General features: G+C 69.6%; 18 protein-coding genes. 10 read left to right on the top strand and 8 right to left on the bottom strand.

The features are described from left to right. Positions 1 to 12 precede the first annotated feature (12 nt). Positions 13 to 183 carry a DUF7838 family putative zinc beta-ribbon protein gene (locus tag NBT82_RS12090; RefSeq protein WP_251328371.1) on the bottom strand — a complete coding sequence of 57 codons (171 nt, stop codon included), beginning with the start codon at positions 181 to 183 and terminating at the stop codon, positions 13 to 15. A gap of 188 nt (positions 184 to 371) precedes the next feature. Here NBT82_RS12090 and NBT82_RS12085 point away from each other — a divergent pair, with 188 nt between their 5' ends. From NBT82_RS12085 to NBT82_RS12065, 5 genes are all read left to right on the top strand, one after another. Further along, a complete protein-coding gene (locus tag NBT82_RS12085) occupies positions 372 to 611 on the top strand; it encodes a glutaredoxin family protein (RefSeq protein WP_251328370.1) in 240 nt (79 codons plus the stop codon). Then, a complete protein-coding gene (locus tag NBT82_RS12080) occupies positions 608 to 1,141 on the top strand; it encodes a cob(I)yrinic acid a,c-diamide adenosyltransferase (protein ID WP_251328369.1) in 534 nt (177 codons plus the stop codon). Before NBT82_RS12085 ends, NBT82_RS12080 begins: the two co-directional genes overlap by 4 nt. 76 nt (positions 1,142 to 1,217) lie before the next feature. Continuing rightward, positions 1,218 to 1,625, top strand: a complete 408-nt coding sequence (locus NBT82_RS12075; protein ID WP_251328368.1) for a CBS domain-containing protein — start codon at positions 1,218 to 1,220, stop codon at positions 1,623 to 1,625. Positions 1,626 to 1,672: 47 nt separating this feature from the next. Further along, the gene (locus tag NBT82_RS12070) at positions 1,673 to 2,380 is read left to right on the top strand and encodes a DUF4013 domain-containing protein (RefSeq protein WP_251328367.1); all 708 of its coding nucleotides are present in this window, start codon (positions 1,673 to 1,675) and stop codon (positions 2,378 to 2,380) included. Between the two features lie 51 nt (positions 2,381 to 2,431). Continuing rightward, on the top strand, positions 2,432 to 3,568 hold the full coding sequence (locus NBT82_RS12065; RefSeq protein ID WP_251328366.1) for a DUF63 family protein: 1,137 nt from the start codon (positions 2,432 to 2,434) through the stop codon (positions 3,566 to 3,568). Positions 3,569 to 3,572: 4 nt separating this feature from the next. Here the strand turns inward: NBT82_RS12065 and NBT82_RS12060 are convergent, their stop codons facing one another. Together NBT82_RS12060 and tbsP are read right to left on the bottom strand one after the other, a co-directional pair. Beyond that, positions 3,573 to 5,264: a YcaO-like family protein gene (locus NBT82_RS12060; protein ID WP_251328365.1), complete on the bottom strand. Its 1,692-nt coding sequence runs from the start codon at positions 5,262 to 5,264 to the stop codon at positions 3,573 to 3,575. Positions 5,265 to 5,312: 48 nt separating this feature from the next. Continuing rightward, complete coding sequence (tbsP, locus tag NBT82_RS12055; RefSeq protein WP_251328364.1) at positions 5,313 to 6,131, bottom strand: transcriptional regulator TbsP; 819 nt, start codon at positions 6,129 to 6,131, stop codon at positions 5,313 to 5,315. A gap of 169 nt (positions 6,132 to 6,300) precedes the next feature. Between tbsP and NBT82_RS12050 the strand changes: the two genes are divergently transcribed. Together NBT82_RS12050 and NBT82_RS12045 are read left to right on the top strand one after the other, a co-directional pair. Then, positions 6,301 to 7,548: a serine hydroxymethyltransferase gene (locus NBT82_RS12050; RefSeq protein ID WP_251328363.1), complete on the top strand. Its 1,248-nt coding sequence runs from the start codon at positions 6,301 to 6,303 to the stop codon at positions 7,546 to 7,548. A gap of 87 nt (positions 7,549 to 7,635) precedes the next feature. Next, positions 7,636 to 8,685, top strand: a complete 1,050-nt coding sequence (locus NBT82_RS12045) for a PAS domain-containing sensor histidine kinase (RefSeq protein ID WP_251328362.1) — start codon at positions 7,636 to 7,638, stop codon at positions 8,683 to 8,685. Between the two features lie 7 nt (positions 8,686 to 8,692). Here NBT82_RS12045 and NBT82_RS12040 read toward each other — a convergent pair whose 3' ends face one another. Further along, positions 8,693 to 9,142: a universal stress protein gene (locus NBT82_RS12040; RefSeq protein WP_251328361.1), complete on the bottom strand. Its 450-nt coding sequence runs from the start codon at positions 9,140 to 9,142 to the stop codon at positions 8,693 to 8,695. 105 nt (positions 9,143 to 9,247) lie between these two features. Between NBT82_RS12040 and NBT82_RS12035 the strand changes: the two genes are divergently transcribed. Further along, positions 9,248 to 10,135, top strand: a complete 888-nt coding sequence (locus NBT82_RS12035; RefSeq protein ID WP_251328360.1) for a tetrahydrofolate dehydrogenase/cyclohydrolase catalytic domain-containing protein — start codon at positions 9,248 to 9,250, stop codon at positions 10,133 to 10,135. Here NBT82_RS12035 and NBT82_RS12030 read toward each other — a convergent pair. Further along, positions 10,127 to 10,831 carry a DUF7117 family protein gene (locus NBT82_RS12030; protein WP_251328359.1) on the bottom strand — a complete coding sequence of 235 codons (705 nt, stop codon included), beginning with the start codon at positions 10,829 to 10,831 and terminating at the stop codon, positions 10,127 to 10,129. The two genes, NBT82_RS12035 and NBT82_RS12030, sit on opposite strands and share 9 nt — an antisense overlap. A gap of 76 nt (positions 10,832 to 10,907) precedes the next feature. Here NBT82_RS12030 and NBT82_RS12025 point away from each other — a divergent pair, with 76 nt between their 5' ends. Next, positions 10,908 to 11,054 (top strand): hypothetical protein, encoded by a 147-nt coding sequence (locus NBT82_RS12025; RefSeq protein ID WP_251328358.1) that lies wholly within the window; start codon positions 10,908 to 10,910, stop codon positions 11,052 to 11,054. 175 nt (positions 11,055 to 11,229) lie between these two features. Here the strand turns inward: NBT82_RS12025 and NBT82_RS12020 are convergent, their stop codons facing one another. The 3 genes from NBT82_RS12020 to NBT82_RS12010 all read right to left on the bottom strand — a co-directional run bounded on the left by NBT82_RS12020 (position 11,230) and on the right by NBT82_RS12010 (position 14,084). Continuing rightward, positions 11,230 to 12,393: an AI-2E family transporter gene (locus NBT82_RS12020; RefSeq protein ID WP_251328357.1), complete on the bottom strand. Its 1,164-nt coding sequence runs from the start codon at positions 12,391 to 12,393 to the stop codon at positions 11,230 to 11,232. A 68-nt stretch (positions 12,394 to 12,461) separates the two neighbouring features. Further along, a complete protein-coding gene (fen, locus tag NBT82_RS12015; protein ID WP_251328356.1) occupies positions 12,462 to 13,442 on the bottom strand; it encodes a flap endonuclease-1 in 981 nt (326 codons plus the stop codon). 27 nt (positions 13,443 to 13,469) lie between these two features. Further along, positions 13,470 to 14,084 (bottom strand): GNAT family N-acetyltransferase, encoded by a 615-nt coding sequence (locus NBT82_RS12010; protein WP_251328355.1) that lies wholly within the window; start codon positions 14,082 to 14,084, stop codon positions 13,470 to 13,472. 57 nt (positions 14,085 to 14,141) lie between these two features. On the opposite strand from NBT82_RS12010, the gene NBT82_RS12005 reads away from it, so the two are divergent. Beyond that, positions 14,142 to 14,744 (top strand): class I SAM-dependent methyltransferase, encoded by a 603-nt coding sequence (locus NBT82_RS12005; RefSeq protein WP_251328354.1) that lies wholly within the window; start codon positions 14,142 to 14,144, stop codon positions 14,742 to 14,744.

Below are 14,744 nucleotides of genomic sequence, written 5' to 3'. Positions count from 1 at the left end.
GGCCCGTTGCGGTCAGACGTCGGCGTGTTCGGCGCTGTCGATGCCGTTGATCCTGACCAGTCCGTAGTCACACTCGGTACAGGTCCACTTCGTCTTCTCGCCCAGGTGGAGCCGCGTGCTCGCGGTCCGCCAGAACCGGTCGTTCGCACACGCCGGGCAGTCGTAGGCCATCTCCAGACTCATGGTCCCCTCTCGACCGCCGGCAACATTGAAGATACTGGTTCCGCCACTCGATAAATCGTATGTCGCGATAGCAATTCGGCCGATGCGGTGGTGGCCCACATGGGGATCGACGCGTTCGATGCCGGGTGCCGTCCGACGGGCGCCTCGGCCGGGCCAAGCTACTTGCCCGCAGCGGCCGAACGGAGGGTATGTCGATCACGCTCTACGCGTTGGACGGCTGCCCCCACTGCGAGACGGTCCACGACGCGCTCACGGCCACCGACGTCGAGTACGAGACGGTCTGGGTGGAGGCGCTCCACTCCGATCGAAACGAGGTCAAACGGATCAGCGGCCAACGGGCCGTTCCCGTACTCGTCGACGACGACCACGGCGTCACCATGGCGGAGAGCGACAACATCCTGCAGTACGTGGAGCGGACCCTCGCATGAAGATCTACACCGGTCGCGGCGACGAGGGCATGACCGACCTGCGGGACATGTCCCGCGTCTCCAAGACGAGTCCGCGCATCGAGGCCTACGGCACCGTCGACGAGGCCAACGCCCTCATCGGGACGACCCGTCCGACGGGATACGACGACGTCGACGACCGCCTCGAACGGGTGCAGAACCACCTCCACGTCGTGCAGGCGGACTTCGCCAACCCCGATCCGGACGACGACGACCCCGTCGTCCGCGAGGCCCACGTCGACGAACTAGAAGACTGGATCGACGAGGCCGACGCGGAACTCGAACCGCTGGAGTCGTTCGTTCTCCCGACCGGGAGCGAGGCCGGCGCCGCACTCCACCACGCCAGAACCGTCGTCCGCCGGGCGGAGCGACGGGCGGTCGACCTCGCGGGCACCGATCCGGTAAACGCCGAGGCCATCGCCTACCTGAACCGCCTCTCGGACGCCCTCTTCACCTTCGCCCGTCTGGTCAACCGCCGCGACGGCGTCCGCGAGGATCGCCCGACGTACTGAGCGGTCCGTCCGCCGAACGTCGACGGGCGGGACACGAGGGCCAACCGTTATGCGAATCCGTGTCCAACAATAGCACATGACAGACACGCTGGTCACGGACGCGATGACCACGCCGATGCTCACGCTGGACGCGGAGACGTCCGTCGACGAGGCGGCGCGGGGGATGCTCGAAGCGGGCGTCAAATCCCTCGTCGTCGTCGGGGACGCCTGTCGTCCGGAGGGGATCTTCACCTCGACGGACGCCCTGCAGGTCGTGGCAGACGGCCGGGCGGCGGACGAAGCGACCGTCGAGGAGTACATGACGACGACGGTGGAGACGGCAGGTCCCGACGATCCGCTCTCGGCCGTCGCCAGGCGGATGGTCGAGACGAACATCAGCCACCTGCCCGTGACCGACGCCGACGGCAACGGGGTGGGGATCCTGACGACGACGGACCTGACCGAGGCGCTGTCGGCGACGGGCCAGTCCGCCGGGTCGGGGTAGTCACTGTCGGTACGAAGAGTTACCACACCGCGGGTCCGTGCGTGCGTATGGCCATCGACCTCGAACGGCTCGTCCGCTATCCGATGGCCGGCGACGACTGGGCGAAGACACTCCTCGTCGGCGGCCTGTTGACGGCGCTGTCGGTACTGATCGTCCCCGCCATCCTCCTGTACGGCTACCTCCTCCGTGTCCTTCGGGACGGGATGGTCGAGGGAACGGCGCCGCCCGCCTTCGACGACTGGTGGACGCTCCTTCGTGACGGGGTCGTCGCCGTCCTCCTCGTCCTCGTCTACCAGTTCGTCCCCTTGCTCGTGGCGGCGCTGACGGTCGGCGGGGCGGTGCTCGCTCTCCTCACGGGCTCGGAGATCGGCGTGGGCGTCGGGCTGTTCGGACTGCTCGCAGGGCTCGCGCTCTCGGCGGTCCTCGCCCTGGCCTTCGGCTACGTCACGCCGATCGGCATCGCCAACTACGCCCGCGAGGGGACGGTCGGCGCAGCGTTCGACGTCGCGGTGCTTCGGGCCGTCGCCCTCGACGGCGCCTACGCCGTCCCGTGGCTCTACGGGGTCGCCCTCCTCCTCGCGGCGAGCGTCGTGGCGGGACTCCTCGGGTTCGTTCCCGTCGTCGGCGTGTTCGTCGGCTTCTACGCCCAGGTCGCTGCGGCCTGGGTCTGGGGGAAGGGCTTCGCCGACGCGATGGGTCCCGACGAAAGCGTTGCGGACTTTGAACGAGGGGCGGACTCGACGTCGACCACCTGAGTCTCGACCGACAACCACAATCCTGAAACGCTACGCCGTCGGGATTCCGGTATGGCCACCGTCGCGGAACGTCTCGGCGTCGAACCGGCTCGACTCTGGCTCGGCTCCGTGCTGACGCTGCTTGGCGCGCTGATCGCCGGGTCGCTCGCCTTCCCACGCGCCGTCTACGACGGCTTCGTCTGGCACTACTTCTGGGGACCGGTGCAGGCCGACGCCAACGCCGCCGTCTGTGCCGTCCGCGAGGGAGGCGCTACCCGCTATCTCTACGACGCGAGTGCGTGCCGGGCCGCGGCCGAACCCGTCGCCTACCCGGGATACACGCTCGTCTCGGAGGTTGGGTACGTCGTGATCCTGCTGATCGCGCTCTCCGGACTCGTCTTCCTACTGCGGCGACTCGCGGTCGGCTCCGACCGCGACCTCTTTTTCGCACTCATCCCTTTCGTTTTCTTCGGCGGGGCGCTCCGGGTGGTCGAAGACGCGACCGACACCGCCGGCGCCGAGAGTCTCGTCACCTACCCGCTGAACACGCTCATCATCAGTCCAATCATCTACTTCACCGTCTTCGCGGTGACGCTATTCGCGCTCCTCGGGAGTGTAGCCCTGGCGCGCCGCGACGTCGTCGAACGATACACCCGCCCGCTGGCCGCCGCCGGCGTCGCCGTCCTCGCCGCAACGCTTGCCTTCCTCCTCTGGAGCGCCGTCGCGCCCGAGGGCCCGGGGACCTTCCACCCCCAGGTGCTCGTGGTCACCCTGGCGGGCGCGACGGCGGCGGCCGGCGGGACCTGGTGGCTGATCGAGCGATACGCCCCCGACGTCAACGCGGGTACCGGTCGCCTCGGCCTCGTCGTCATCTGGGGACACGCCATCGACGGCGTCGCGAACGTCGTCGGCCTGGACTGGATGGTCGCACTCGGCGCCGGCCCCAACCTGGTTCCCAAGCATCCGATCAACCGCGCCATCGTCGACATCACCGCCTCGACCCTTCCGGCGTCCGTCCTCGCGATCACCGGCGACACCTGGCCTTTCCTCGTCGTGAAACTCGTCGCCGCGACGCTCGTCGTCTGGCTGTTCGACGCCGAGATCTTCGAGGAGAGCCCGCAGTACACCATCCTGTTGCTGATCGCCATCCTCGCGGTGGGGCTGGGTCCCGGCACCCGCGACATGCTCCGGGCGACGTTCGGCGTGTAGGCCCCTACGGATAGGGGTGAAACTGGCGATCGAGGCGGGGTTCGTACCCCAGGTCGACGGGCACCGTCTCCGCCCGGTCGCCGAAGTAGGGCTCGTCGACGAACAGCGGTTGTGCCTCGGGGCTCAGGACGCGCACCGCCTCGAACCCGAGGGCGGCCACGTCCGGCGTCGTGATCCGGGCACCGTAGACGGAGAGGTCGGCGTCGGCCGCCCGTTCGACGACCGCGTCGAGTTCCCCCTCGCCCGTCGGCGTTGCCTCGGGACCGACGCTCGCGGCCGGCACGCCGTCGTCGGGGGTCGTAAACTCCGCGGTCGCCGTCGGTCGGTCGGCGTAGCGGCCGATGGCGCCCTCCTCCTCGCGGGCCGCTTCCGGCCCCATCGTCCGGAGTTCCATCCAGTTCTGGAGCGCCTCCGCGAGCGCGGACCGCGCCGCCGCCCGAGCGTCCAAGTCGGCGCCCGACCCGAGGGCGAAGCGCGGCCACGCTCCCTCTCGGTGGACGGCGACGGCGACGACGGGAACGTCAACGTCGGCGGTGATCAGCGAGGGCGTCACGGACAGCCCGACGGCGCGGGCACGGGCGACGAGCGCGTCGAAGCCCTCGTCGTCGACCGACAGCCCCAGCGGCTCGTACGTCGAGTACCACGCGAGCATCGCGGCGTCGCGTTCGATCACCTCGTAGAGTCCCGAGCGGAGCGCCTCGACGCCGGCGTTGCCGAGTCCGAGGCCGGTGGTGATAGCCGGCCGGTGTCGAGCGGTCGGCGGCGGGTAGTGGACGAACTCCGCCGGCAGCGCGACTGCCTCGCCGGTCCGCAGGTTCTCGCCGGCCACCCAGGGAATGGGGGTCGACGGGTCGACCGTCCGGCCCTCGGGGCGGACGAACACCGCCGGCGGGACGCTCCGGTCCCGCGCCGCTGGGGATGCCTCCTCGAACGCCGCGGTCCGGTAGACGCCGGCGCAGTAGCGTTCCAGTCCCTCCCCCAGGGCCTTCATGAAGGCGCGGTCCCAGTCGTCGTCGACGCCGGCGGCGTAGGCCGCCGCCCGGGCGTCGCTGTAGACGGTCGTGTCGGCGCTGGCCGCCAGGTAGTAGGGGGCGGGAAAGGAGTCGCGCTCGCCCACCTGCGTGAGGAGCCCCACCCGGTCGTCGACGGCACGCTCCGCCCGGTCGATGGCGTCGTCGAGCGACGCCTCGCGGTGGGTGTCCCGCAGGTCCCGGTCCCGGTCGTCGGGGCGGGGGACCGGAAGCACGCGCCGCTCCCCCCCGGGCACCTCGACGACCGTCCCCGCGAGGTCGGCCCCGGAGAGCAAGGAGACGGCGCGGCGGCCGGCGACCGCACCCGCGAGACGGACGGCGCTGCGGTTCCCCGAGGGGGATCCGTCGGTCGCGTCGTCGTCCGCGGCCGACGCCACCCGCTCTCGCAGGTCGCGATAGCCGACGCCGTCGGCGAAGGTGGTCACCGCGGCGTCGAGTCCCGGGAACGGGGTCCCGCCGAGGCCGCCGATCTCGACGGCGAGCCAGCGCGTCGCCACGCCGTCGGCCGCCTCGAACGCCGGTGCGCCCGCCGGGGCGATCACGACCCCGAGCGGGTGTGAACCGAGTTCCCCCGGCGCCGCCGCCGTCGCCGTCGCGTCGATGTCGTCGAGTGCGGCCCGGACCGACTCGGCGGCCGGCCCGCTCCCCGCGATGCCGATCTGCATGGGACGGCCGTCGGTCCCGGAGGGCAAAAGTGGTCGGAAGTCGGAGCGTCAGGTGGAGTGATTGAGCGTGACGGCGGCGAGTTCCGCCGGCGTCACCTCGTCGAACCGATCCTCGTTGAGTTTCAAGCGGAGTCGGGGACGCCCTACGTCGATGGGCACCTTCTCGGTCCGGATGAGTCCCTCCTCCTCCAGCGAGGTCTTGGTCCGGGAGAACGTCGCTTTGCTCGCGATGCCCACGTCTTCCCCCCACTTGCTGATGTCGTAGAGGAGGACGTCGTTGTGCGCCGCGACGAGGAGGATGAGCGTCACCTCGTCGAACTCGCTCGTGGTGTCCCGGGCGTCGTCGAGGGCGTCGAGGGCGGCGTCGAAGTCGGCACGGACGTCCTGACCGATCTCCGTACCGAGCGTCTCGCGCACCCGGGAGAGCGGGGGCGTGCGCAGATCGAACGTGGGCGCGGGGTCCCACTGGGCCCCGTACGTGTCCCGGGCCGCGTCGACGAACTCCGCCTCGTCGGTGCCGAGTGCGGCCACGCGGTCCCCGACGGAGACCAGCGCCCACACCGCCTCCTCGGTGACGACGAGCGCGTTCGTGCTTCCGGTCCCCCCCGTCCGCACCGAGAGGACGCCGGCGGCGACGTGGTCGGCGGCGTGGCTCGCCACCACGAAGTCGTCCATCACCTCCTTCAGCAGCCGCGAGTCGGCGAGCATCCGAACCGACGGCGGGTCGCTCGTGGCCGTCGTGACGGCGGTCAGCGCCCGAACCGCTTCCGCCGTCGGATCGACCAGCAACAGTTCCTCCGCCGACTCGAACACGGTTTCGAGGACCGTCTCGAACTCCCATCCGTGTAAGTTCGCCCCGGCGACCATACGGTCAGTATCTCCACATCCGTATTTAATTTTAACGACCACCCATGCCCGTAACAGAGTAATTTCTCTCCCGTGAGTCGATTAATTTTTTTGAACCGAGAGGAGTCGACAGATGGCGGTCGGTCCGGCAGAGAGACAGCTTTATGCGTCGCTTGTGCCGCGGATACGTATGGACCACGACCACGTCCGTGCGACCGATCCGGCGGTGGCGGAAGCGCTCACCGGCGAGATCGAGCGCCAGCGAAACACGCTCTCGATGATCGCCTCGGAGAACCACGCGAGCCGTGCTGTCCTCGACGCCCAGGGGAGCGTTTTGACGAACAAGTACGCCGAGGGCTATCCCGGCGAGCGCTACTACGCGGGGTGTGCGTACGCCGACGCCGTCGAGGAACTCGCCGTCGAGCGTGCCCGGGAACTGTGGGGTGCCGACCACGTCAACGTCCAGCCCCACAGCGGAACGCAGGCGAACATGGCGGTGTACACCGCCGTCCTCGACCCGGGCGATCGCATCCTCTCGCTCGAACTCGAACACGGCGGTCACCTCAGCCACGGCCATCCGGCCAACTTCGCCGGACAGCTGTTCGAGGTCGAACACTACCGCGTCGACCCCGAGACGGGCTATCTCGACTACGAGGGGCTAGCTGAGACGGCCGACGAGTTCGATCCCGACGCCATCGTCTCCGGCTTTTCGGCTTACCCCCGACAGGTCGACTGGGAGCGTATCGACGCCGTCGCCGACGCCGTCGACGCCTACCACGTCGCCGACATCGCACACATCACCGGCCTGGTGGCCGCGGGCGTCCACCCCTCGCCCGTCGGCGTCGCCGACTTCGTCACCGGCAGCACCCACAAGACCATCCGCGCCGGCCGCGGCGGTATCGTCATGTGCGGCGAGGAACACGCCGACGCCATCGACAACGCCGTCTTCCCCGGCGTACAGGGCGGGCCGCTGATGCACAACGTCGCGGGCAAGGCGGTCGGGTTCGGCGAGGCGCTCGACCCCTCGTTCGCGGAGTACGCGGAGCACGTCGTCGCCAACGCCCGCGCCCTCGGCGAGGCGCTCGCCGACCACGGCCTCTCGCTGGTTTCCGACGGCACCGACACCCACCTCGTCCTCGTGGACCTCCGGGACTCCCATCCCGACCTCTCGGGGGGCGACGCCGAGGACGCCCTCGACGCGACGGGCATCGTCCTCAACGGCAACACCGTGCCCGGCGAGACCCGGTCGCCGTTCGACCCCAGCGGGATCCGGGCGGGCACCGCCGCCCTCACCACGCGTGGCTTCGACGAGGACGCGATGCGCGAGGTGGCGGACCTGATCGCCCGCGTCCTCGACGCGCCCGAGGACGACGAGGTCCTCGCGGCCGTGAGCGACCGGGTCGACGACCTCTGTGACGCCCATCCGCTGTACGAGTAACGGGGTCCCGGACGCTCGCGACCTCCGTTCGGGTATATAGCGATCCTAGTAACGGATATATCGCCGGCCGTCGTCGGAGGAAGCCGAATGTCACGTCAGACCGGTCCGGAACTCGACCCGGCCTACGACGACCTCCACACCGGCGTCGCGCTGTACGACCCGGACACCGGTGCGGTACTGGACGCGAACGACAGGCTCGAGTCGATATTCGGGTTCACGACCGACGAGCTACGCGAGCGTCGCGTCGCGACGTACACCGCGAACACGCACGCGTTCTCCGCGGCGGAGTTCCTCGCCCGGCTTCGTGCGAGCGCCGCGGGAGACCCCCAAGAGTTCGTCTGGCGCGTCAAGCGGGCCGACGGGGAACTCGTCTGGGTCCGACTGTACCTCTCGAGGCGGGCGTCCGGTGGACGGCAGGACTTCGTCCGAGCCGAAGTACGTGACATCACGCAGTCGTACCACACGGAGCGTCGGGAGGAGTTGTTCTGGCGACTCTTGCGGCACAACCTCCGGAACGGGGCGAACGTGCTCACTGGCCACGGCGAACGGATCGCGGCTCACGCCGAAACCGAACGGATCCGCGAGTCGGCCGCCGTCGTCCGCGACACGGCGGTCGATCTGGGCCGCATGGCCGAATCGGTCACGGAGATCGAGCAGGCGATGCGGACCGACGGGGAGCGGAGGCGGTGTGTCGCGGCCGCGATCGATGACGTGGCCGACGACCTCAGGGCCGAGCATCCCGCCGCGTCGGTCGAGATCACCGAACGCGAGCGGATGTGGACGGACGTCGACGACTCGTTCGTCCACGCCGTCTCTCACGCGCTCGAAAACGCCATCGTTCACGGCGACGGCCCGCGGGCGGCCGTCCGGGTGACGGTCGGTCCGTCGCCGAACACCGGGCGCGTCCAGATCCGGATCGAAGACGACAACCCGCCGATCCCGGAGTCCGAACTCGGCGCGCTCGACGACCGCGCGGAGACCACCGCCACGTCCCACGGGACCGGCGTCGGCCTGTTCGTGATGAAGTGGTGTATCGAGTCACTGGGCGGCGAACTCGAGATCGAAACCGGGACCCGCCGGGGGAACGCGGTGTGTATCTATCTGCCGCCGCGGGAGCCGTCGAACGACGCGGGCTGACGTTCCGTCACGACTCCACCGGCGTCTTGACGACGACCACCGGTTCGTCGGACAGGCGGACGACGCGGTCGGTGACCGAACCGAGGAGACTGCGGTACTCCTCGGGGTGACGCCGGGTGCCGAGGACGATCAGGTCGACGGACTCCTCGTCCGCGTAGTCGACGATTTCCTCGTGTGGGCGGCCGTGTCGAAGCGTCTCGATCACCTCGACGCCGCGGTCGGCCGCCCGATCGGTCACCGTCGCGAGCGCGTCCTCGCCGGCCTCTTCGAGGCCGTGTTCCGGTCCCTCGTGTTCGTCGACGTACTCGTCGCCGCTATACGCGGAGTAGACGTCGCTGTCGACGACATAGAGGGCGTGCAACATGGCGTCGTGGAGGTCGGCCAGGCCGATCGCGTGTGCCGTCGCGTCCCTCGAGGCGATGCTTCCGTCCGTCGCGAGCAGGATGTTCTCGTACATATTCGCCGATTCGGCGGCACGCGTGAAAAACCTGCACCGTCGTCCCCACGGTGCGACACTGCGACAAGCGGAGGCTTGAAGAACACGCGCGGTCCGGATTCGTGCATGACCCTCGTTATCGACGGCGACGCGGTGGCGGCGGACGTACGCGACGGCCTCTCGGGTGCCATCGGGACGCTCGCCGACGCCGGGGTGACGCCCACGCTCGCGACCGTCCTCATGAGCGACGACCCCGCCAGCGAGACGTACGTCTCGATGAAACAGCAGGACTGTGCGGAGGTGGGCATCGAGGCCCGCGACGTGGAACTCGATCCCGAGGCGCCCGCCGCGGCGCTGTTCGACACGGTCGAGGATCTGAACGCCGACCCCGAGGTGAACGGTATCCTCGTCCAGATGCCCGTCCCGGACCACATCGAGGACCGGAACGTGATCCGGGCCATCGATCCCGCGAAGGACGTGGACGGCTTCCACCCAGAGAACGTCGGTCGGCTGGTGGCCGGCGACCCCGTGTTCAAACCCTGTACACCCCACGGGGTCCTGAAACTCCTCGACGCGGCGGACGTGGAGATGGAGGGTGCCGACGTGACCGTCGTCGGGCGGTCGAACATCGTCGGCAAACCGCTCGCCAATCTCCTGATACAGAAGGCCGACTACGGCAACGCGACGGTGACGGTCTGTCACTCCCGCACCGAGAACCTGGCGGAGAAGACCCGACGCGCGGACGTGGTGGTCGCGGCCGCCGGCGTCCCCGAACTCGTCGACGGATCGATGCTCACCGAGGGCACCGTCGTGATCGACGTGGGTGTCAACCGCGTCGAGCGCGGGGGCGAGTCGACGCTCGTCGGCGACGTGGACTTCCAGAGCGCACGGGAAAAGGCACGAGCCATCACGCCCGTCCCCGGCGGCGTCGGGCCGATGACCCGTGCGATGCTCCTCTACAACACCGTCACGGCGACGGGTCGACAGGCCGACGTGCCGGTCGACCTACCCTAACCGGTCGCGCGCGGCCGCCAGCGCCGAGTCGTCGCCATCGGCGAGGTAGGTCCCCACCTCGCGGGCCGCCCGTACCAGCGCTTCGGCCGCCGACGGGGAGACGTCGCCCTGGAGCGCCTCCACCCGCTTGACCCGTTCGCGGAGCGTCCCGAGGGTCCGCCTGGCCGCCCCGTCCGGATGGTCGTCGAGCCACTCCAGCAGGTCCCGACGGTACGCGTCGACGGCGTTCGCATCGCCCAGGCCGCGGGCCGCGGCCAGTTCCTCGGGGACGGCGTCGGGACTGGGGCGCTCCCCCCCGTCAGCGTCGCGCAGGAGGGCGAGCAGGTACGTGTGTTCGGCGTCGGTCGGCGAGCGGCGTCGGTCGAACGCGTCGACGACCTGGAGCAGTTCGGCCGCGGCGACCACCGTCTCGTCGAGCGGGCGGAGCGTGCCCCCGTCGACGAAGCCGCGCCGCCGGAGGTACGCCCGCAGGTCGCTCTTGCAGTCGTCGACGACGGCGTGGAGGTCGTCGTCCGCCGCGGCGGTCCGGTACGGCGTCAGATCGAGCGTCGCGGGCGCATCCGTATGGAGGGTTCGATCCTCGTCGACCCCGACGCTGCGGAGGCTCTCGCAGTCCGGGCACGCGACACTCCCCGTCTCGTAGTACGACCACCGGCAGCCACAGTCCCGACACTCCCGTCGGCCGCGGATCTTCATGCCCGCCGTTCGCTCGGCGACGACAAAAGGTCGGCGTTCCCCGAGGATACAGGTGCCCGGCGTCCGATCAGCCGCCATGCGCGACGAAAGCGAGGTACGCGAGCAGTACGAGTTCCTCGAAGCACAACTTGCCGACGAGGAGATGCGCCACGAGGGCGTCAGACAACTGTTCACACACTACAAACGTGCGCTGGGTTGGGTGTTGGAAGAGGAACACATGTAGCGGCGAGGCGGTACCTTTATGACATCCGACCTCGGATTATCAGGTGACGCTTCGTCTGGAGGGCCGAAGCGTCAGCGGGGACCAATTCAGGGCGGCAAGCTTCCACGCGATTTTCGCGTGGCTTGCTTTCCTTTTGTACCAACGTCGCGAGCGACCGCTCCGCGGCCTCGTCGTCTCAGTCCTGTGAATCCGCGTCGTCCTCGGTATCCGAGTCGACGGCCGCGTCGACGCTCAGGGTCCCGGGGTCGACAGCGTAGGGCTGGATGGGCTTCGTCCCGACGAGTTCGGGTAACACCAGCCGTGCGAAGTGGACGATCAGGACCAGTAGCATCGGCGCGAGGAAGATGCCGTACCAGCCAAAGAGGAGCGGGCCGAAGGTGTAGGCGATCATCAGGCTCCCGACGTGGAGGCTCCGCCCGGAGACGTACGGGCGGAGGACGAGGTCGGGGATGGTGTCGACGACGACGAACGAGAGCAACGCGAAGGCGGCGACGAACCAGAGCGCGGTCGGATCGGTCAGCAATCCGACGCCGGCGAGGTAGACAGCCACCGGCACGTAGACGAGTTTCATGCCGACGATGGGGACCAGGCTCGCGACGCCAGCGAGCAGTCCAACGAGGGGCGCAGCCGGGATGCGGAGCCCCGCCGGCGCGTAGACGTTCAGGACGGAGTACGTCAGTACGGCGATGCTCCCGGTCAGCACCGCGTTGAGGATGTTCCCGAAGAAGATACCCTTGAAATCACGATCGACGGCGCGGCCGTACGCCTCGAGGATGCCGCGGTCGTCGCCGAACCGGCCGAGCGCCCACCGGGAGAGCCGGCCCCCGTCACGGAGCAGGTAGAAGGCGAGCGCGAGCATGACGAACAGGTGAATGGCGCCAACACCGAGGAAGGCCATGGTGTCGGCCGCCGAGCCGAGCGACGCGAGCAGCGACCGCAGCCCCTCGGCCGAGAGGTACCGCTCCGGATCGAGTCCGAGTAGCGCTGCCGGGTCGGCGACGTTGTCGAGCGTCTGGGCGTCGAGAAACGGCCACCGAGAGGGGTCGAAGGCCCCGCTGCTGACGTATTTCAGTAGTTCACGGAGGGCGATGCTCAGGGCGTAGATCACCAGCAGGAGCGCGGGGAGCGCGAGCGCAAACAGCGAGACGGCAGCCGCCAGGCTCGGGGGGCGGATCACTCGCCGGAGCCGGCGGTAGATGGGCCGGGTGGCGTAGTAGATGAACACGCCGAAGACGAACGTCCCGACGAAGGCGTAGACGACGTAGGTCAGTGCAGCCCCGAGGGCGAGTCCGAGACTCCACCACCCGAGGCGAAACCGGGCCAGTCGAAACTCCGCCATGGTGGCGATACTCGCGTGCCCGGATGAAAAACCCACCTACGCGGGGGTCGCGACGCCCCGCGGTCCAGTCAGGTCCAGCGGTCCAGTCCCGTCTGTACCAGCGACTCCTCGATGCGTTCGAACCCGCGAGCCACTTCGTCCGCGTCGACCTCCCACTCCTCGGTGACGTACTCGCGGGCGGCGGCCACGTCCGGGTCGATATCGAGGTCGACCGCGTAGTCGTCGGTCACCGGGGGATCCCGAAAGAGGTCCCGAACGCGGTCGGCGTTGGCAACCTGCCAGCCCTCGGCGTCGAGGACAGCCCACAGGTCACCGTGTTCCTCGATGGCCCGGAGCGCGGTCTTCGGGCCGACGCCGTCGACCCCGGGGTTGAAATCCGTCCCACAGAGGATCGCCACGTCGATCAGTCCCTCCCAGCTGATGCCGTGTCGGTCGAGGGTCGCCGCCAGATCCATCAGCTCCGGCGATCCCTTGCTCGTCAGTTGGCGGAGTGTCAGCGGTGCGCCGAACAGCAGGGTGTCGTAGTCCTCGCTGCCCGCGTAGTCGACGTCGCCCCGGCGAGCCATATGTGCTGCCTGTGCCTCGCCCTCCGCGGGCGCGTCGACGACCGGGACGTCAAGCAGGGAGAGGAGTTCCCGGGTGGTCGCCAGGATCACGTCCGTGAGCCGCTGGGTTCGTGCTTCGAGGCGAGCGGCCTCGACGGCGTCGCCGCGCTCCTCGGCGTCGGCCAGTCGCTCCTCGGCGCGTTCGCGCTGCTCCCGTCGCTCGGCCACCTCGTCGGCTTTCAGCTCCGTGACGCCGCCGTCGAAGACGAAGACGGGCGTCAGGTCGTGTTCGAAGAACCGGGGGAGTCCCTGAACGATACCGACGAGGTTCGCCACCTCTTCTCCCGCCGCGGTGGTGTACACGTCGTCGGTGGTCCACTTGACCGTCGTCGTGAGGTAGCGATACAGCCAGTTGTGCGCGTCGACGGCGACGACACTGTTTGCCACCTCCTCCCAGGACACGTCCGAGAGGGCGGCGAGTTGCCGGAGGTCAGCGTTGCCCATCGAGGGTAGGTACGGGGCCGTGAACTTTCAACGTCCGGGTTCGCGGTCGGCCCTCCGGGATCCGCTCCCGTCGTCGGCGTCGGCCGGGGGGTCGACGACCGGCGGCGGCTCGCCGTCGAGCCAGTCTGCGAGCCGGGCGGCCATCCCGTCGCCGAGGTCACGGTCGCGGTACCGCGCCAACCCGTCGCGGTACCGGTCGGTGGGTCGGTCGGCGGGCCGTGCTGCCGGCCGTTCACAGACGAGTTCGGCCAGTCCCGTCTCCGCGCCGGTGAACGCGAAGCCGGCCCGGTGGGCGGCGCGGTAGGCGACGGGGTTGTTGACCGCGATGCGGACGCGGTCGTACCCCCGGTCGTCGGCCCGATCGGCCACGAACGCCAGCAGTCGGGGACCGAGTCCCTCTCCCCGTCGGTTCTCGCGAACGGTCACGTAGCGCACGACGAGACGGTCGGCGTCGGTGCGATCGGCGCTGAACGACGCGGCCGCGAGGACCCAGTCGTCGAACTCGCCGTCGTCGGCCGCGCCGTCGCGGACGACCGCCTTGCCCGTCGAGCCGAGGACGAACTTGCCCGCGTAGGCGAACCGCCGGTAGTCCAGACGGAGCGTCGGGGCGTCCGGCGGCCACCCGAGGCAGGCGAACTCCATGACGTCTCTAGGTGGCCGCCCCCGAAACCTTTGGCGCTCGGCTGCGGATCGGGAGGTATGCACGGTCCCGGCGACGTTCGCTTCTTCGACCGCGTCGCGCGTCTCTACGATCGGCTCGCACCGACGACGGACCCGGAGCCGCTCCGGGCGGGACTGTCGCGCGCGAACCGCCCTGTCGACCGCGTGCTCGATCTGGCGGGCGGAACTGGGCGGGCGGCACGAGCGGTGCGCGTCGGCGGACGCGAGGAGCGTCCGCCGGAGTCGATCGTGGTCGACGCCTCGGAGGCGATGCTCCGGCGAGCCGCCGATCGCGGGACGTCGGCGGTCCGGGGCGACGCCGGACGGCTCCCGGTCCGCGACGAGAGCGTCGACGCCGTCGTCGTCCTCGACGCCCTCCATCACCTCCCGGACCCCCCGGACGCGCTCGCGGAAGTTGCGCGCGTCCTCCGACCGGGTGGGGTTCTCGTCGTCCGTGAGTTCGACCCCGGAACCCTCCGGGGACGAGCGCTGGTCGCGGCCGAGCGGGTCGTCGGCTTCGACTCGACGTTCCGGACTCCCGACGCGACGGCCCGTGCCGTCGCCGCCGCCGGTCTGGAAACCACGGTCCTCGACCGGGGGTTCGCGTTCACGGTGGTCGGGACGAAGCGAGGGAGCCATTAG

Source organism: Haloplanus sp. HW8-1 (genome assembly GCF_023703795.1).
Classification (GTDB): domain Archaea; phylum Halobacteriota; class Halobacteria; order Halobacteriales; family Haloferacaceae; genus Haloplanus; species Haloplanus pelagicus.
Note: the sequence above shows the minus strand (reverse complement) of the source record. Positions and strands in the feature narration are given on the sequence as shown.

Coding starts and splice junctions, on each gene's coding strand:
- NBT82_RS12040 (WP_251328361.1), bottom strand. CDS start 9,142: ATGTACGAGAACATCCTGCTCGCGACGGACGGAAGCATCGCCTCGAGG.
- NBT82_RS12020 (WP_251328357.1), bottom strand. CDS start 12,393: ATGGCGGAGTTTCGACTGGCCCGGTTTCGCCTCGGGTGGTGGAGTCTC.
- NBT82_RS12025 (WP_251328358.1), top strand. CDS start 10,908: ATGCGCGACGAAAGCGAGGTACGCGAGCAGTACGAGTTCCTCGAAGCA.
- NBT82_RS12065 (WP_251328366.1), top strand. CDS start 2,432: ATGGCCACCGTCGCGGAACGTCTCGGCGTCGAACCGGCTCGACTCTGG.
- NBT82_RS12005 (WP_251328354.1), top strand. CDS start 14,142: ATGCACGGTCCCGGCGACGTTCGCTTCTTCGACCGCGTCGCGCGTCTC.
- fen (WP_251328356.1), bottom strand. CDS start 13,442: ATGGGCAACGCTGACCTCCGGCAACTCGCCGCCCTCTCGGACGTGTCC.
- tbsP (WP_251328364.1), bottom strand. CDS start 6,131: ATGGTCGCCGGGGCGAACTTACACGGATGGGAGTTCGAGACGGTCCTC.
- NBT82_RS12075 (WP_251328368.1), top strand. CDS start 1,218: ATGACAGACACGCTGGTCACGGACGCGATGACCACGCCGATGCTCACG.
- NBT82_RS12045 (WP_251328362.1), top strand. CDS start 7,636: ATGTCACGTCAGACCGGTCCGGAACTCGACCCGGCCTACGACGACCTC.
- NBT82_RS12035 (WP_251328360.1), top strand. CDS start 9,248: ATGACCCTCGTTATCGACGGCGACGCGGTGGCGGCGGACGTACGCGAC.
- NBT82_RS12070 (WP_251328367.1), top strand. CDS start 1,673: ATGGCCATCGACCTCGAACGGCTCGTCCGCTATCCGATGGCCGGCGAC.
- NBT82_RS12090 (WP_251328371.1), bottom strand. CDS start 183: ATGAGTCTGGAGATGGCCTACGACTGCCCGGCGTGTGCGAACGACCGG.
- NBT82_RS12060 (WP_251328365.1), bottom strand. CDS start 5,264: ATGCAGATCGGCATCGCGGGGAGCGGGCCGGCCGCCGAGTCGGTCCGG.
- NBT82_RS12030 (WP_251328359.1), bottom strand. CDS start 10,831: ATGAAGATCCGCGGCCGACGGGAGTGTCGGGACTGTGGCTGCCGGTGG.
- NBT82_RS12085 (WP_251328370.1), top strand. CDS start 372: ATGTCGATCACGCTCTACGCGTTGGACGGCTGCCCCCACTGCGAGACG.
- NBT82_RS12050 (WP_251328363.1), top strand. CDS start 6,301: ATGGACCACGACCACGTCCGTGCGACCGATCCGGCGGTGGCGGAAGCG.
- NBT82_RS12080 (WP_251328369.1), top strand. CDS start 608: ATGAAGATCTACACCGGTCGCGGCGACGAGGGCATGACCGACCTGCGG.
- NBT82_RS12010 (WP_251328355.1), bottom strand. CDS start 14,084: ATGGAGTTCGCCTGCCTCGGGTGGCCGCCGGACGCCCCGACGCTCCGT.